The sequence below is a fragment of the Rhizobium zaerense genome (assembly GCF_051810725.1).
GTDB classification, from domain to species: domain Bacteria; phylum Pseudomonadota; class Alphaproteobacteria; order Rhizobiales; family Rhizobiaceae; genus Rhizobium; species Rhizobium leguminosarum_I.
The window spans coordinates 1,694,078-1,709,745 of record NZ_CM132690.1; the positions used below are offsets into that span (position 1 = coordinate 1,694,078).

General features: G+C 60.1%; 15 protein-coding genes and 1 pseudogene. 6 read left to right on the forward strand and 10 right to left on the reverse strand.

Going from position 1 to position 15,668, the window contains the following annotated elements; all coding sequences use genetic code 11:
* Positions 1–69: 69 nt before the first annotated feature.
* From ACS4RR_RS08045 to ACS4RR_RS08065, 5 genes are read right to left on the reverse strand one after another with little or no spacing between them, the layout of a single operon-like run.
* Entirely contained in the window at positions 70–1,182 is a 1,113-nt protein-coding gene (locus tag ACS4RR_RS08045; protein WP_162117990.1) for an ABC transporter permease, read from the reverse strand.
* Between the two features lies 1 nt (position 1,183).
* Complete coding sequence (locus tag ACS4RR_RS08050) at positions 1,184–2,311, reverse strand: ABC transporter permease (protein ID WP_260109253.1); 1,128 nt, start codon at positions 2,309–2,311, stop codon at positions 1,184–1,186.
* Positions 2,308–4,053: an ATP-binding cassette domain-containing protein gene (locus ACS4RR_RS08055; protein ID WP_260109252.1), complete on the reverse strand. Its 1,746-nt coding sequence runs from the start codon at positions 4,051–4,053 to the stop codon at positions 2,308–2,310. The genes ACS4RR_RS08050 and ACS4RR_RS08055 overlap by 4 nt, the downstream gene beginning before the upstream one ends.
* Positions 4,050–5,063, reverse strand: coding sequence for a secretion protein HlyD (gene hlyD, locus ACS4RR_RS08060; protein WP_222386744.1), 1,014 nt, complete (start codon positions 5,061–5,063; stop codon positions 4,050–4,052). Before hlyD ends, ACS4RR_RS08055 begins: the two co-directional genes overlap by 4 nt.
* Entirely contained in the window at positions 5,060–5,761 is a 702-nt protein-coding gene (locus ACS4RR_RS08065; protein WP_222386743.1) for a CerR family C-terminal domain-containing protein, read from the reverse strand. The genes hlyD and ACS4RR_RS08065 overlap by 4 nt, the downstream gene beginning before the upstream one ends.
* A gap of 405 nt (positions 5,762–6,166) precedes the next feature.
* On the opposite strand from ACS4RR_RS08065, the gene ACS4RR_RS08070 reads away from it, so the two are divergent.
* Together ACS4RR_RS08070 and ACS4RR_RS08075 are read left to right on the forward strand one after the other, a co-directional pair.
* A complete protein-coding gene (locus tag ACS4RR_RS08070; protein WP_003581757.1) occupies positions 6,167–6,319 on the forward strand; it encodes a hypothetical protein in 153 nt (50 codons plus the stop codon).
* 229 nt (positions 6,320–6,548) lie between these two features.
* Positions 6,549–6,863 carry a hypothetical protein gene (locus tag ACS4RR_RS08075; RefSeq protein ID WP_162117995.1) on the forward strand — a complete coding sequence of 105 codons (315 nt, stop codon included), beginning with the start codon at positions 6,549–6,551 and terminating at the stop codon, positions 6,861–6,863.
* Between the two features lie 91 nt (positions 6,864–6,954).
* On the opposite strand, the gene ACS4RR_RS08080 is transcribed toward ACS4RR_RS08075, so the two are convergent.
* Positions 6,955–7,971 carry an NAD-dependent epimerase/dehydratase family protein gene (locus ACS4RR_RS08080; RefSeq protein ID WP_260109251.1) on the reverse strand — a complete coding sequence of 339 codons (1,017 nt, stop codon included), beginning with the start codon at positions 7,969–7,971 and terminating at the stop codon, positions 6,955–6,957.
* Positions 7,972–8,217: 246 nt separating this feature from the next.
* On the opposite strand from ACS4RR_RS08080, the gene ACS4RR_RS08085 reads away from it, so the two are divergent.
* Entirely contained in the window at positions 8,218–9,174 is a 957-nt protein-coding gene (locus tag ACS4RR_RS08085) for an endonuclease/exonuclease/phosphatase family protein (protein ID WP_260109250.1), read from the forward strand.
* Positions 9,175–9,224: 50 nt separating this feature from the next.
* Here ACS4RR_RS08085 and ACS4RR_RS08090 read toward each other — a convergent pair whose 3' ends face one another.
* From ACS4RR_RS08090 to ACS4RR_RS08100, 3 genes and pseudogenes are all read right to left on the reverse strand, one after another.
* Positions 9,225–9,530 carry a hypothetical protein gene (locus ACS4RR_RS08090; protein WP_026154312.1) on the reverse strand — a complete coding sequence of 102 codons (306 nt, stop codon included), beginning with the start codon at positions 9,528–9,530 and terminating at the stop codon, positions 9,225–9,227.
* Positions 9,531–9,649: 119 nt separating this feature from the next.
* Entirely contained in the window at positions 9,650–11,077 is a 1,428-nt protein-coding gene (locus ACS4RR_RS08095) for a mannose-1-phosphate guanylyltransferase/mannose-6-phosphate isomerase (RefSeq protein ID WP_222386781.1), read from the reverse strand.
* A gap of 51 nt (positions 11,078–11,128) precedes the next feature.
* Positions 11,129–12,541: pseudogene (locus ACS4RR_RS08100) on the reverse strand (phosphomannomutase); the annotation flags it as partial.
* Positions 12,542–12,780: 239 nt separating this feature from the next.
* On the opposite strand from ACS4RR_RS08100, the gene ung reads away from it, so the two are divergent.
* The 3 genes from ung (at position 12,781) to ACS4RR_RS08115 (ending at position 15,167) form a co-directional block, all read left to right on the forward strand.
* Positions 12,781–13,482, forward strand: a complete 702-nt coding sequence (gene ung / locus ACS4RR_RS08105; protein WP_260109249.1) for a uracil-DNA glycosylase — start codon at positions 12,781–12,783, stop codon at positions 13,480–13,482.
* Positions 13,483–13,617: 135 nt separating this feature from the next.
* Complete coding sequence (locus tag ACS4RR_RS08110) at positions 13,618–14,550, forward strand: VOC family protein (RefSeq protein WP_017965760.1); 933 nt, start codon at positions 13,618–13,620, stop codon at positions 14,548–14,550.
* 11 nt (positions 14,551–14,561) lie between these two features.
* On the forward strand, positions 14,562–15,167 hold the full coding sequence (locus ACS4RR_RS08115; RefSeq protein WP_017965759.1) for an alpha/beta hydrolase: 606 nt from the start codon (positions 14,562–14,564) through the stop codon (positions 15,165–15,167).
* 205 nt (positions 15,168–15,372) lie between these two features.
* Here ACS4RR_RS08115 and ACS4RR_RS08120 read toward each other — a convergent pair whose 3' ends face one another.
* Complete coding sequence (locus ACS4RR_RS08120; RefSeq protein ID WP_162118002.1) at positions 15,373–15,624, reverse strand: KTSC domain-containing protein; 252 nt, start codon at positions 15,622–15,624, stop codon at positions 15,373–15,375.
* Positions 15,625–15,668 lie beyond the last annotated feature (44 nt).

Consider the following 15,668-nt stretch of genomic DNA (forward strand, 5'->3'; position numbering starts at 1 on the left):
AGGAGAGTGTCACGCTTTGGACGGCCGGTTCACATTATGTGAGGCCGCTAAAGTCCGGGTCGGAATGCGTTATTCCAGCCGCCGGCGGAAAAGCCAGGCGGCGGCACTGAGCGTAACAGTGGCGATCAGCGCCAGTGGGATCGTCTGGTTCACCACCTCGCTCAAAGGAATATCCTTGAGGAAGACGCCTTTGACGACGACCAGGAAATAGCGCAGCGGATTGATCAGGGTCACCGGCTGCAACCATCCCGGCATGTTCTCGATCGGCGTCGCAAAGCCGGAGAGCAGCATAGCCGGGACCATGAAAAGGAAAGCGCCGAGGATCGCCTGCTGCTGCGTCATCGACAGCGCCGAGATGAAGAGGCCGAGGCCGGCGACCGAACCGAGATAGAAGATCGCGCTGCCGTAAAGCAGGAAGAGCGAGCCGCGCAGCGGCACCTCGAAGAGGAAGACGGCGGCCAGGATATAGACGGTGATGTGGAAGAGGCCGATCATCATCGGTGGAATCAGCTTGCCGATCAGAATCTCGTGCATACGCAGCGGCGAGACCATCAGCTGGTCGAAGGTGCCGAGCTCGCGCTCGCGAGCAATCGACAGCGCCGTGACGATCAGGCCGATGAGGAGCGCGATGCTGGCGATCAGGTTCGGCACCATGAACCATTGATAGGTGAGGTTCGGGTTGAACCAGTTGCGCGGCAGTGTCGAGACGATGTCGGCGCCGGCACGTTTGCCGGCCGGTGTCTCGGCGGCAAGGGCGGCGCCGATTTGCGAGAGATAGCCCGCGACGATCTGCGAGGCGTTGGAGCGACGGCCATCAAGCACCATTTGCAGGTCGGCTGGCGTCCCGGCCTCGATATTGCGGGAAAAGTCTGGGCCGATCTCAACGGCGGCAATGGCCGTCTGATTGTCGATCGCCACCCGGACCTCCGCCTGACTTTCTGCAATCTCGATCTTCCTGAAAGTCGGCGAGCCGTCGATGCGCTCGATCAGTTCCTGGCCCCAGTGACCGCTGTCGCGGTTGAGGATCATCACATCGACATTGCGCACTTCGAGCGTCGCGGCATAGGAGAAGACGAGAAGCTGGACGATCGGCGGGCCGATCAGGATGGCGCGGCCCTTCGGATCACGCAGGACGGCGAGCAGCTCCTTGACGATCAGGGCGTAAAGCCTTGTCCAACCCATCTCAGCCGATCCTCTTTCTGGTGCTGCGCGCCGCAAGCACGAACATGATGACGCCGATCGTCAGCATCACGCCGATCGCCTGCAGGAACATCGGCCAGATATCGCCGGCGAGGAACACCGTCTGCAGGCTGGGGATCAGGTAACGCGCCGGCACGATGAAGGTGACCCACTGGATCACGGTCGGCATGGAATTGATCTCGAAGAGAAAGCCCGACAGCAGGAATGCCGGCAGAAAGGCCGAGATCAGCGCCAACTGTGAGGCGAGGAACTGATTCTTCGTTGCCGTAGAGATCAACAGGCCCTGGCCGAGCGCCGGGATCAGGAAGGCGACCGATAGGGCATAGAGGGCAGCGACGGAGCCACGGAACGGCACGCCGAAGAGAAAGACCGCAAGCAGCACGCAGAGCGTCATCGAGGTGAGGCCGAGCAGAAAATAAGGCAGGATCTTGCCTGCGAGCAGCTCGACCGCTGTTACCGGCGTTGCCATCATCGCCTCCATCGTGCCCCGCTCCCATTCGCGGGCGACGACGAGCGAGGTCAGAAGTGTGCCGACCAGCGTCATGACGATGGCTATGGAGCCAGGCACGAGGAAATTGCGGCTAGTCAGTTCAGGATTGAACCAGAAGCGCTGCTCGACCGAGATGGCAGGACTATGGGAGGCGACGTCCGCTTGCCTCTGCCGCTCCCAGTTGGCAATGGTGCCCCGCGCATAATTCTGTACGAAATTCGCCGTGTTCGGATCCGAGCCGTCGACAATCATCTGAATATCGGGACGGTTGCCGGCGGTGTAGCGTGTGGTGAAATCGGCGGGAATGACGACAATGCCGCGTACCTTGCCGAGCACAAGATCGTCCTCGAACAGGCGCCGGTCGCGGCTGACGGCGACCTCGAAATAGCGCGAGGCTTGGAAACTCGCCGACAGATCCTGTGTCAGCGGCGTCATCTCCTCGGTCACGAGGCCGATGCGAGTGCGGGTGGTATCGAGCGAGACGCCGTAGCCGAAGAGAAAGAGCAGGATCAGCGGCAGCACGAAGGCGATGAGGATGCTGCTCGGATCGCGAATCGCCTGAAAGCTTTCCTTGCGCACGAGGGCCAAGAGACGCCGCATCCGGCCGGAGGAGGTGCTCATGCGGCATCCTCCTTCTCGGATTGCTGCACCAGGGCGATGAAGGCGTCCTCCATCGTCGGGTCCGGCTGCTCCTTGGTTGCAACCCGGGCTTTCAATTCATCGGGCGAACCGAGCGCGATCGAACGTCCGCGATAAATCAGCGAGATGCGGTCGCAATATTCCGCCTCGTCCATGAAATGGGTGGTGACGAGCACGGTCACGCCCTTTTCGACCAGCGCATTGATATGCGTCCAGAATTCTCGCCGGGTGATCGGATCGACGCCGGAGGTCGGTTCGTCGAGGAAGAGGGCGCGCGGCTCGTGCATGACAGCGCAGGCAAGCGCCAGGCGCTGCTTCAGGCCGAGCGGTAGATCTTTCGCCGGCTGGCTGGCATGGCGGCCGAAATCGAAGATGCTGGCCATCAGCTCGATGCGTTCGCGCCTGTGCGGCCCGCGAAGGCCATAGACGCCAGAGAAGAATTCGAGATTTTGCATGACAGTCAGATCGCCATAGAGCGAGAATTTCTGCGCCATGTAGCCGAGGTGGTTGCGGGCCTCGGCGGCATCGCGGCGAAGGTCGAAACCGGCGACGCGGCCTTCGCCGCTTGTCGGCTTCAGCAAGCCGCAGAGCATCTTGAAGGTGGTGGATTTGCCGGCGCCGTTTGGGCCGAGCAGGCCGAAGATCTCGCCGCGGCGGATATCGAAGCTGATATTGTCGGCAGCGGTGAAATCGCCGAAGCGCTTGGTCAGCGCCTTGGCCTCGATCACCGGCCGGTCATCCTCGCCTTTCGTCGGCTCTTGCGCCTCGGCCAATCTCGAGCGGCCGCCAGGACCACCACCCAGCATGTCGATAAAGGCATCTTCGAAGCGCGGCGGGGCAGGGGTGAGTGTCGCGCCATCGCCGGCCGAGCCTATATCCGGTTTCCTGTCCTTGGCGGCGACGAGGCGGATCGCCTCGCCCTGGATCACGCCATCGATGACGCCATCAGCCTGCAGAAGTCCGGCGAGCACCTGCCGGCGGCGCCCTGTCAAGCCCGAGACGCGGAAAACCCGGTCGCTGACGCGGCCGGTCATGTCAGCCGGTTTCCCCGAAAAGAGCAGCTTGCCCTGGTTCAAGAGCAGCACATGATCGCAGGCTTCGGCCTCGTCGAGATAGGCGGTCGACCAAAGGACGCCGATGCCTTCCTTCGTCAGGTTCTCAACCATCTTCCAGAGGTCGCGGCGCGAGATTGGATCGACGCCGACGCCCGGCTCGTCGAGCAGCAGCAGGCGCGGCTTCTTCAGAAGCGCGCAGGCAAGACCGAGCTTTTGCTTCATGCCGCCGGAAAGCTTTCCAGCGAGCCTGCCGGTGAAACGCTTGAGATCGGTAAAGGTGAGCAGTTCGTCGAAGGCGCTCGCACGTTCGCTCTTCGGCAGGCCACGCAGATCGGCGTAAAGGTCGAGGTTTTCCTGTACCGAAAGGTCCTCATAGAGACCGAAGCGCTGCGGCATGTAGCCGATCGCCGCCTGGATGCCGGCGGCATTCTTCCGGGTATCGAAGCCGAGAACCTCCATAGCTCCCGTGTCGGGCAGCATCAGGCCGGTCATCAGGCGGATCAGCGTCGTCTTGCCGGCGCCGTCAGGGCCGACGAGACCGGTGATCGCGCCGCCACCGATGACGCCGGAGACGGCGTCAAGGACGGCCGGCGCATCGTCGAAGCGCTTGGTGACGCCGTCGATCCGGACAAGCGGCTTGTCGCCCCGGCCGGTCTCGGCGGCGGTCATCGTTCGTCCGCCGTCGGCGTAGGAAAACGCATGGTGACTGGCATGCCCTGGCGCAGATCCGGGCCGGGCTTATCGATGACAATCCGCAGGCGATAGACGAGGTCGGTCCTGAGCTCCGGCGTCTCCACCGATTTCGGCGTGAATTCGGCAACCGGCGAGATGAAGCCGATCGTACCTTCATAGGGTTTGTTGGACGCCGTATCGGAGGTGACCGAAACCTTCATGCCGGGATGGATGCGGCCGAGATCGGGTTCGGCGACATAGGTGCGAACCCAGACGGGTTCTGTCAGCGACAACACGAAGACGGTGTCGGCGGGGGAAACAATCGCGCCATTTTCCCGGACGCGGGAGAGCACGACGCCGTCGTTCGGCGCGCGCAGTTCGGTGTCATCTAGCGAAGTGCGGGCGGAAGCGAGTGTTGCCTGTGCCGCCTTCAATTGGGCGTCGGCAGCGGCAATATCCTCGACACGGGAGCCTTCCAGCAGCAGTTTCAGCGCCTCGTTGGCGGAATCGGAACGTGCGGCGGCCATGGCCCTTGCAGCGGTTGCCTGATCAAGGCTCGCCTCGGAAATCGTCCCCTGCGGTCGCAACTGGCGGGCGCGGTCATAGGCGAGGTTGGCATTGCGGAGATCGGCGATACTTTCGTCATAGGCGGCGCGTGCCTGGGCGATCTCGGTCGGCCGCGGACCGGCTTTCAGCTTGTCGAGCGTCGCCCGAAGGGCTGCGACATTGGCCTCGCCGGAGCGGACCGCGAAGTCATAGGGGGTTGCGTCGAGCTTCGCCATGACCGTTCCGCTCTTGATGACGTCACCTTCGTCGGCAAGGAGTTCGGAGAGGCGGCCACTGACGCGGAAGCCGAGCGAGACCTGGCGGATATCGATATTGCCGTAAAGGACGAACTCGCGGCTGGCCTCAGGCAACCAGCCGAGCTTTTGGGGCAGGCCGTACCACCAGCCGGCGGCACCTGCCGCAACGAGAAGAAGGATTGCGAGGGGAAGGATGCGTTTCATGCTGCACTTCCTTTCGGCGAGCCGATGCAATCGACCAACTCTGCGGCAAGGCCGCGCACCGTTTCCACCTGTTCCGGGCCGACTCCGTCCCACTCCATCTGGGCGAGCACGGCCGCGTGGGCGACGCGGAAGACGAGAATGCTGCCGAGAAGGGTGAAAGTGCGAAGGCGCACATGTTCCGAGGCGGGATCCTCGTGAAGGATGGCTCCGATCAGCCGCCGGCCCACCTCGATCATCGGCCGCATGAGGCCCTGATAGACCCGTGTGAAGGCTTCGGTCGGCTCCATCTGCTCGCGGATCAGGAAACGCGCCCAGGATTCGGATTCCCCGCCGACGAACAGCGTCACCATGGTCTGCAAAATCTCGATCAAGAAATGGCGGGCCTCCGCTTCCCCAAGCGGTTTGCCCGCAGCGTCGAGCGCCAGCAGATGCGCACCGACGCGCGCCCTCATGTCACCGACATGCGTATTGATCCGCATCATCAGATATTCGGCCGTGGCGATGTAGAGACCTTCTTTGCTGCCGAAATAATAGGGGATCGCCTGCAGGTTGACGCCGGCCGCATCCGCGAGCTGGCGCGTCGAGGCGCCATCGAAGCCATAGCGGCCGAAGACGTCGAGGGCAGCGTCCAGCATCTTCTGGCGCGCGATCTCGGCGCGGGCGGAGGCCGGTGGCTGGCTGTTAGCTTCTCGGGTCATGGCAATTTGTAACATTAGTCGAAAAGTAAGTCAATCGATTGATATATTTGCCAAGGCAAGAAGATGACATTGCTCGTGGAACGTGTGGTCTGGTTTGGGATCGAGATATGCCGTTCAGCGGTCCAACGTCAATTCGGATCAGGCGATCTCACAGTTATGGAAAAACGCTTGGAAAGAAAGCAAAGAGGCCCGTGGGAACGGACCTCTCAGGGTTCTCGGGGTGGGAAGAGGAACCAAGCCTCGGGGTCGGCTGCTAACAGGTAGCAGTGCAATATCACTAATTTTCACGACACTAATATGTCTGGTGCCAGCCGGCTGCAAAACAAAGAACGCGCCACTTTTTCGTGATCCCTGTGACTATGTTTTGACACAAAACTGCCTTGCTCTTTCCGTATCGGCAGTTCGATGCGTATTCAGATCTATATTATCGCTCTGCTGCTCAGCGCCATCATGTGGTCGATCTCGTTCGATGCGGCGCGAGAATCCTATCATGCTGCGCAAAGTGCGGGATTGATGCCGAACCTGCACATCAACAAGAAGCTGGATCGTGTCCTGTAGACTGCGATGCAGCGTCGAGGCCATCGGCATTTCCGCGTTTTTTCCGTGGATTCCGAACCGGTGCGACCGGAAAATCAAATTTCTTAAAATTTGACCGATCTGCTTAAAAACCCTGAAAATACTGAGGTGTAGAGTGGTCTCATGAAAGCGACCGAAGCGTGGACAGACGCGTCGATCGTTTGGAGCCGGGCAAAATGAAGCCCGCCGATCCGCAAACGGGGACTTCGACATGCACAGAACTCTTGCCACCATCGCCTTGACCCTGACGATCACCGCCGCCGCCGAGCCGGCCTTCGCCATCGGCCCAGCCAGCCTTGCCCGCGACCTGATGTACACCTCAGCCATTGGCCATTCGCCCGAGGTTCCGTTGACGACACGCGCCGGTTTCATGCGCCCAGGCGTTCCTTTCGTCCTGCGCGGCCCTGCTACGGTCGAGGGCGAGGGCTACCGGCTCAAGACCTATTCGCAGAGCCTGACCGTTGTCGTCGGTTACGTGTTTGCGACGGCGGTCGCTGCCGTCGACGCCGTCACGTTTCTCCGCTGAAACATTGGGCCGGCTTCGGCCTGTCGCATCCTCTGCGACACCTAGCGCATGATACCGAAAAGTGTGAGGGGTCTTCGGACGTCACCCTGTTCTAAGCGTCGAGTTCGCCGCGCACGTCGAGATACCAGTCGACGAAGGCCTTGACGCCGATATCCAATGTCGTATCCGGCCTGTATCCCGTCAGCGCGACGAGCAGATTGGGGGCTGCGAAGGTGCGCGGCACGTCACCCTTCTGCATCGCCAGCATCTTGCGGATGGCGGGACGGCCGAGCGCTTTCTCCACCGTTTCGACGAAATCCATCAGGCTGACCGGCTTGCCCCCGCCGATATTGACGACGCGGAAGGGCGCCTGGCGCGAAAGCGTTTCGACAGCTACGTTGTCAAGACGATTTTCCTCGCTCGGAGCGATTGCCGAGAGCCTAACGATCGCTTCAATGAGATCGTCGATATAGGTGAAGTCACGGCTCATATTGCCTTCGCCGTAAATCTCGATCGGCTGGCCTTCGAGCATGTTCTTGGTGAATTTGAACAGCGCCATGTCCGGGCGGCCCCATGGGCCATAAACCGTAAAGAAGCGAAAAGCCGTGGTCGGAATCTTGTGAAGATGGGCATAACTATGCGCCATCAGTTCCATTGATTTCTTCGTCGCGGCATAAATGGTCAGCGGCTCGTCGGCGCGATCGGTCTCGTGAAAGGGGACGGTCGGATTGGCGCCATAGATCGAGGATGTCGAGGCCAGCATCAGGTGACGGATTTCGACGCTCCGCGCGATTTCCATGATGTTCCACGAGCCTTCGACGTTCGAACGAAGATAGGCCTCGGGATTTTCCAGGCTGTAGCGGACGCCAGCCTGTGCGGCGAGGTGGATCAAAATGTCGGGCTTGGCCTCCAGAACGGCGGCTTCCAGCGATGGGCGGTCCTCAAGCATAGCGATGACAGGTTTGAAAGCCGGAAACTGGGAGAGTGCCGCATGGCGCATCTCCTTGAGCTTGACGTTATAATACGGAGTCAGGCCGTCGAAGCCTGTGACGTCGTGCCCTTCCTGCAGCAGGCGCCTGGCCAGATGAAAACCGATAAAGCCGGCAGTCCCTGTAATGAAGTAGCGCATTCCCACCTTTTCTCGGCTCCCTGCCGACGGCAAAGAGCCGATTCCGTATCAAGTGACCCCACTTACAAGATAAGAAGAGGCCGAGTCGATAGGTCTTTGAAAGAGAAGGCCACAGCACCGTCCCCGCTGCCGTCGGTCTATCCGCCGCTGTTTTGCCGGACGCCGGCTCCCGGCTGTTTTGTTGCATTGCACCATAACTGATCGCATGTTATGGCCGGACGGCCGTCTGCAAGCAGGTCAGGATCGATGAGAGATATAATTTATTGGATTCTCTGCGCGTTTCTGACCGTTGCCATCGCGATCGTATCGTTACGCTATGTCACGAACTTCTGGCTTCTGTCCTTCGTCTACAGCTTTCAGCTTCACCTCGGCGTCGTGTTCGTCGCCGCCAGCATCATCATTCTGGCCATCAAGAGACAGATCTACGGCTTTATCCTTCTGATTGCCTCGCTTCTTCTCATCGCTCACGGCATCATCATGCTGCGCGAATTCGCGGAGGGCGACAGAAGCACCGACACCCCGCCGCTTTTCCGTCTGATGTCGTTCAACATCGCGATCGACAACTGGAAAAACTCAACTGAGATCACCAACATGGTGATCGCGTCGAATGCCGACGTCGTCAATCTGCTCGAAGCAAAGCCGTTGACGTTTCACCTGCAGCAATTGTTCAAGGCCTATCCCTACCATATCGGCTGCGATACCGGGAAGGATACATGCGATACGCTTGTGCTCTCCAAACGCCCGTTCGTCAGCCCGCAGGTTGCAAGCATGGGCAGTTTGCGAAAAAATAGGCTGGTGATAGCAAGCGTCGATTTCGGCGGCGAGACCATCAATCTGGTTTCAGCGCACCTGACTAAACCATACTTCGACGATTTTCAGATGGCTGAATTGGAAGATCTCGCCAAAGCGCTCGGCTCAATCGACGGCCCTCTGGTGGTGTCAGGCGATTTCAACTCCTCGGTGATCGCTCCGAGCATCCAAGCTTTCCTGCGCGACCAGAAGCTGAAGACGATCACGCCGGAACCGGCAACATGGCCGGTCGGCGCCGGCCGGCTCGGGATCGCCATCGATCACATATTTGCGCGCGCGCCGCTTCATCTGACATCGCTGAAACGTGTCGATGATAGTCTCGGCTCGAACCATTCGGGTCTGATCGCCGACTTCGTTCTCGACAAGGACAGTGCAACTTCACCCGCAAAATGATTTTGCCTGCGGGAAGACAAGCCCGGGCAAGGAAATTGCCGGGCCACAAATCAGAATCTGGTTCGGCCGCCTTTTTTGTCGATCATCTGAAAGGTCTTGCCGTCGGTCTTCACGTTGACGCAATCGGTCTTCTTGCTGGGGAACAGGACGCACACCTGGCCATTGTTTATCTTGTAGCCATTCTTATTGCCGTCGCGATATTCGTAGCCATTCTTGCCTTCTTTCAGTTCGGACGTACCGGGCAGGTGCTGGCGAATTTCGGACTCGCTTGCGGTTCGCATGCTTGCCGTTTCGGCAAACGCCATTCCCGGCACCATGATTGCAAGAAATCCGGCGAGGACGGGCAACGTACGCATCAGGGGGATATCTCCGGTCATGTCTGTCGGTACATCCATTCTACGAGAACCCCAAGAGGAAATTCAACAGCGAGGATGGTCGCGCCGGAAAAGACCCGACCATCGCTCCGGTTGCGATTTTACGTTCTTCCGAACTCATCGACGATACGGATGATGTCGTCCTCGCCGAGATAGGAACCCGTCTGCACCTCGATGAGTTCGAGAAGGATCTTTCCGGGGTTGGCGAGGCGGTGGACTTCGCCGAGCGGAATGTAGACGCTCTCGTTCTCACGCAGCATCCGCACGGTCTCACCGACCGTCACCTCGGCCGTTCCCTTGACGACGATCCAGTGTTCGGAGCGGTGGTGGTGTTTTTGCAGCGAAAGCTTCTTGCCCGGTGTAACGAAGATGCGCTTCACCTGGAAGCGATCGCCGTTGAAGATCGAGGTATAGCCGCCCCAGGGGCGATAGGATGTCGGATGGGTTTCGGTGAATTTCGCGGTGGCGGACGTGGACGCCAGCATCTTGACCAATTGCCCGACGTTCTGGCTGTCTTTGAGCGGCCCGACATAGACGGCGTCTTCGCTGGCGATGACGGCGACATCATCCATGCCCTGGACGGCAAGATGCACGCCATGCGTCATGACGAGCGAGTTGCGGGTATTGACCACGGTGGTGTTTGCGGCGGCGACATTGCCGTTACCGTCGCGTGCGCCTGATTTCCAGACGGCATCCCAGCTTCCCATATCAGACCATTTGAAGGGCGAGGGGACAACGGCGGCCTTGGAGGTCCTTTCCATGATCGCGTAGTCGATGGAGATGTCGGGGCTCTTGGCGAAATGGTCGGGGTCGAGGCGGGTGAAATCGAGGTCGCGGCTTGCCTTCGAAACGGCCTTGCTTGCAGCCTTCAGCACGTCAGGCGCATATTCCTGCAGTTCGGCGATAAGTTCCGCAACCGGGAACATGAAGATGCCGGAGTTCCAGTAGAAGCCGCCTGCGGCGAGCATCTGCTCGGCCTTCTCAAGCGCCGGCTTTTCGACGAAGCGCTTGACCTTGTGCGCACCATTTTTGAGCGCATCGCCGATTTCGATATAACCGTAACCCGTCGCCGGCTCCGTCGGACTGATGCCGAAAGTCACGAGCTTGCCGTCGCCTGCGGCATCGCGGGCGATGCGGATGCAATCGAAATAGGTCTCATCGGCCAGGATCTCGTGATCCGAGGCGAGCATCTGGATGATGGTGTTCTTGCCGAAGAGCTCGCCGGCAAGGTTAGCGGCGGCGGCCACCGCTGCCGCGGTGTTGCGGGCAACCGGTTCCAGCAGGACGGCGGCGAGCGGGATGGCGAGTTCGCGGGCCTGCTCGGCGACCAGGAAGCGGAATTCCTCATTGGTGACGACGATCGCGGCTTCATAGAGATCCGGATTGGAAACCCGGTCGAGGGTCTCCTGAAACAGCGTCTTGTCACCGACGAACTGGATGAACTGTTTCGGTGCGGTGGCACGGGAAAGCGGCCAGAGCCGGGTGCCTTTGCCGCCGGCCATGATCACGGGAACAATTTTCTGCGTCATAGGCGGGTTCCTTGAAAAAAGCGTGTTCGTCGCATGTTTAGCGGGTATCTCCGCCCAGTCTCGTATACGGGTCAGCCCGGCGGTCAGAAGATCCAGGGCTGCGGTTTCGCTCTCGGCTTCCACGTAACAGCGCATTTCCGGCGCATTGCCGGACGGGCGGAAATGGATAATCCTGCCGTCCCTCAGCGTCAGGCGAAGTCCATCGATGTCGGACTTCGCAGCCACCTCGCCGATCGGCTGCAGGAAGGCCGAAAGATTTTCATCAGAGGCACGCAGATACTGCATCAGCGCTGCGCTCGTCTCGACCGGAAAACTCTCCAGGCGGTCGGCGGCTGCAAATGGCAGATGATAAGAGGCGGCAACGGCCGAAAGCGGCTGCCTGCGAATGGCGGCGAGCGACAGGATCGCGAGCATCGGGATAAAACAATCGCGTGTCGGCAAGGCACGCACGTTCCGGCCGTTGATATCAAAGGCGGTTGCGGTCAGCAGTCCGCCATTGGCTTCAAAGCCCATGACATGATCCTTGCCGGCCGTCACGGCCTCTTCCATGCCTGATATGACGAAGGGTGAGCCGACGCGGGTGCGTCGGACGGCGAAAGAGCCCGCGGCCTCGATGCCCGAATTGGAGGTAACCGGCGTCACCACCGTGCCGGCGCCGAGGAAATTGGCTGCCACGAGGCCGAGAAGGTCACCGCGCAGCGGCGTGCCTGTTTCGTCTGCGACCAGCGGACGGTCGCCGTCGCCATCGGTCGAGACGATCGCATCGAACTTGTGGTCGGACACCCAACGCCTCATCAGCGCGATCGTCTCGTCGGAAACGGCTTCGGTGTCGACGGGAATGAAACTCTCCGAACGTCCGAGAGCGGTGATCTCGGCGCCGTAATGAGCGAGAACGTCCACCAGCAGGTCGCGGGCGACGGTGCTGTGCTGGTAGACGCCGATCTTCAGACCGGCAAGCGCGCCTTGCGGAAGCAGAGCGGCATTGCGTTCGAAAAAGAGCTGCCGGCAGATCGCTTCATGATCCTCCGTCCCGGTCGGCGCCTGCGTTACCGTTTCGCCGGTTCGTTCGATCTCGGCTGCCAAACTGGTGATCGCTGCCTCGTCCGCCTTGTCGATCTCGCCATCCGGGCGATAGAATTTGATGCCGTTGCGGTCGGCCGGAATATGTGAGCCCGTCACCATCAGACATGCGGCGTTGCTTTCGAGACCATAAAGGGCAAGGGCGGGTGTGGGGACATTGCCGCAGTCGAATATCCGAAAGCCGAGCGCGGCAAGCGCACCGGCACAATTTCCCGAGATTTCAGGGCTTGAATCGCGAAAATCGCGGCCGATCAGAATGACGTCGCCGGTCCGCGCCTTACCGGTCTGCAGCAGATATTTGCCGAACGCGGTGGCGTAGAGGGCAGAGGCGCGCCCCTTGAGATCGACTGAAAGTCCGCGAAGGCCGCTCGTGCCGAATTTCATAGGAAGACATGGCTCCGATTTCACAATCAAGGTTCTACTCAGGCCGCCTGCCGGCGTAAATACCGAAGCTATCATATAGTTAAACACGGACGACGGTGCCCCGGCCAGCCTCTCGCAAATCCTCTCTCTCCGAATTCTGAAGGTGTAGACCTATTGCCGAGCCGACGGGCATTGCAGCGTAGATCGATTTTGCTAGAACCGTGTGACCGTTATTTCGTCATATGCGAAGGGTTTCCGGGATGAGCGATCCATCCGTCAGTCTCGAGGAGAGCTGGAAGGCTGCGCTGGAGGGGGAATTTTCCAGCCCCTACATGCAACAGCTCAAGTCTTTCCTCGTCGCGCAGAAGCAGGTCGGCAAGCGGATATTCCCCAAGGGCAGCGAATATTTTCGCGCCCTTGATCTGACGCCGATCTCCAACGTCAAGGCCGTCATCCTCGGCCAGGATCCCTATCATGGACTTGGGCAAGCCCATGGGCTGTGCTTCAGTGTCCGGCCGGGCGTGCGCATACCACCCTCGCTCGTCAACATCTATAAGGAGATGGAGACGGATCTCGGCATAGCGCCGGCACGGCACGGTTTTCTCGAACATTGGGCAAGACAGGGTGTGCTCCTGCTGAACAGCGTGCTGACCGTCGAGGAGGGGCAGGCAGCGGCCCATCAGGGCAAGGGGTGGGAGCGCTTCACCGACGCCGTTATCCGCAAGGTCAACGATGAATGTGAATCCGTCGTCTTCATGCTCTGGGGTTCCTATGCCCAGCGCAAGGCCGCCTTCGTCGATACGACGCGGCATCTCGTGCTCAGGGCGCCGCATCCCTCGCCGCTTTCGGCCCATAACGGTTTTTTCGGCTGCGGGCATTTTTCAAAGGCAAATGCCTTCCTGCAGTCGCGCGGGCGCGCGCCGATCGACTGGCAATTGCCGGCCGATCCCCACGGGGCATAGGTGTGAACGCAATCTGATGTTCGTTCACTAATAGAAGACAATGCGTTTTGGTCTGCGGGTCTGTTCCGTGAGAGTTTCAGCGCGCATCTTAGCCTCATCGAAAGCCCGCAACGGCGGGCATGAAAGGGGTCTCAAATGCTCGATCAGATCAAGGGTCTGCACCACGTCACGTCGATGGCGCAGGACGCCCGCACCAACAACCAGTTTTTCACCAATGCGCTCGGTCTGCGTCGCGTCAAGAAGACTGTCAATTTCGACGCGCCTGACGTTTATCACCTCTATTACGGTGACGAGACCGGCACACCCGGCAGCGTAATGACCTATTTCCCGTTCCCGAAGATGGCGCAGGGCCGTCCCGGCACAGGCGAGGTCGGCACGACGGTGTTTTCCGTTCCGCAAGGCTCGATCGGCTTCTGGAGCGATCACTTTGCCGCGCTTGGTGTCGGCGGCCTGAAGGCTGAGGAAAGTTTCGGCGAGAAACGCCTGAATTTTTCCGGTCCCGACGGTGACGGTTTTGCACTTGTTGAAGTCGAGGACGATAACCGCCAGCCCTGGACGCATAGCGGCATCAGTGAGGATCACGCTATTCGCGGCTTCCATTCCGTTGCCATGCGGCTGCGGGACGAGGGCGCCACGGCCGAGCTCCTGAAGTTCATGGGCTACCAGGTCGCTGAAGAAAGGGACGGCGTCAAGCGGCTGATCAAGCCCTCCGGCAATGGCGCGCATCTCATCGATCTCGAGACCATGCCGAACATCGCCCGCGCGCTTCCCGGCGCCGGCTCGGTTCATCACGTCGCCTTCGCCGTCGAAAACCGCGAGAAGCAGCTCGAAGTGCGCAAGGCGCTGATGGACACGGGTTATCAGGTCACGCCGGTGATCGACCGCGACTACTTCTGGGCCATCTATTTTCGCACGCCGGGCGGCGTGCTGTTCGAGGTCGCGACCAATGAGCCAGGTTTCGACCACGACGAGGACACGGCCCATCTCGGCGAAGCCTTGAAACTGCCGCAGCAGCACGCCCATCTTCGCGCGCTGCTCGAGCAGCACCTGCAGCCGCTCGAAGCGTAAGGAGAGGCGATATGACCGAAACTGGATATGTGCACCGGCTGCATGCCGGTGCACCTGATAAACCTATTCTGCTGGTGCTGCACGGCACCGGGGGCGACGAAAACCAGTTTTTCGACTTCGGTCGGCGCCTGCTGCCGGAAGCGACGATTCTCTCCCCGCGCGGCGATGTTTCCGAACACGGCGCGGCGCGGTTCTTTCGCCGCACCGGGGAAGGGGTCTACGACATGCCCGACCTTTCGCGCGCGACCGAGAAGATGGCTGCCTACGTCAAAGCATTCGCTGACGAGTACCGGGCTTCCGAGATTCTCGGCCTGGGATTCTCGAACGGCGCAAATATTCTTGCCAACGTGCTGATCGAGAAGGGTATCTTCGATGCCGCGGTTCTGATGCACCCGCTCATTCCGTTTCAACCCGAAGCCCAGGTAACGCTTGTGGGAAGAAAGGTGCTGGTGACGGCGGGACGACGGGATCCGATCGCTCCCGTCTCCATGACCGAGGCGCTGTCCGAGCATCTGAAAGACCGAGAGGCGGAGGTCAGGGAGGTCTGGCACCCCGGCGGTCACGAAATTGCGCCGCTCGAGATCAATGCGGTTCGCGATTTCCTCGGCAATTATTGACCGCGCGCGCCGCGGCAGCGCCGCGTCTTTTTAGACACGCAAACGACGCCGTAGCATTTTGAAGTGCGGCATAATTTGTCCTTCAATCGATCCCGATTTAAGGAATTATGCAAGTGCTGGCGGGAAACTGATTTGCGGGACCGGCGAATGCCGGTCCCGCATCTTTGCTGGAACGATGATACTATCATCCGTTCTCGATAAGGCATTAGGGACGGGGAGGATATTTGCCCCGGATTGCCTTCATATAAAAATTTCCTGGCGATGCCGCCATCGTCAAACCGACGACGACACCCTTGGGAACGCCTTCATATTCTCGCCTCTGACCGTTGGTCAGATAGACCCTTAGATGCCGGCTGTCTTCGTCGTAGGTGATCGCCTCGATAAGCTTCGAATCAACCGCAGTTTCCACTTTGCACCCCGCAGTTTTGGATCTGAGATTCCTGACCAAGAATGTCATTCACGCTCGCAACGCGCCATCATTATGCTGCGCCGCAAGGGCGT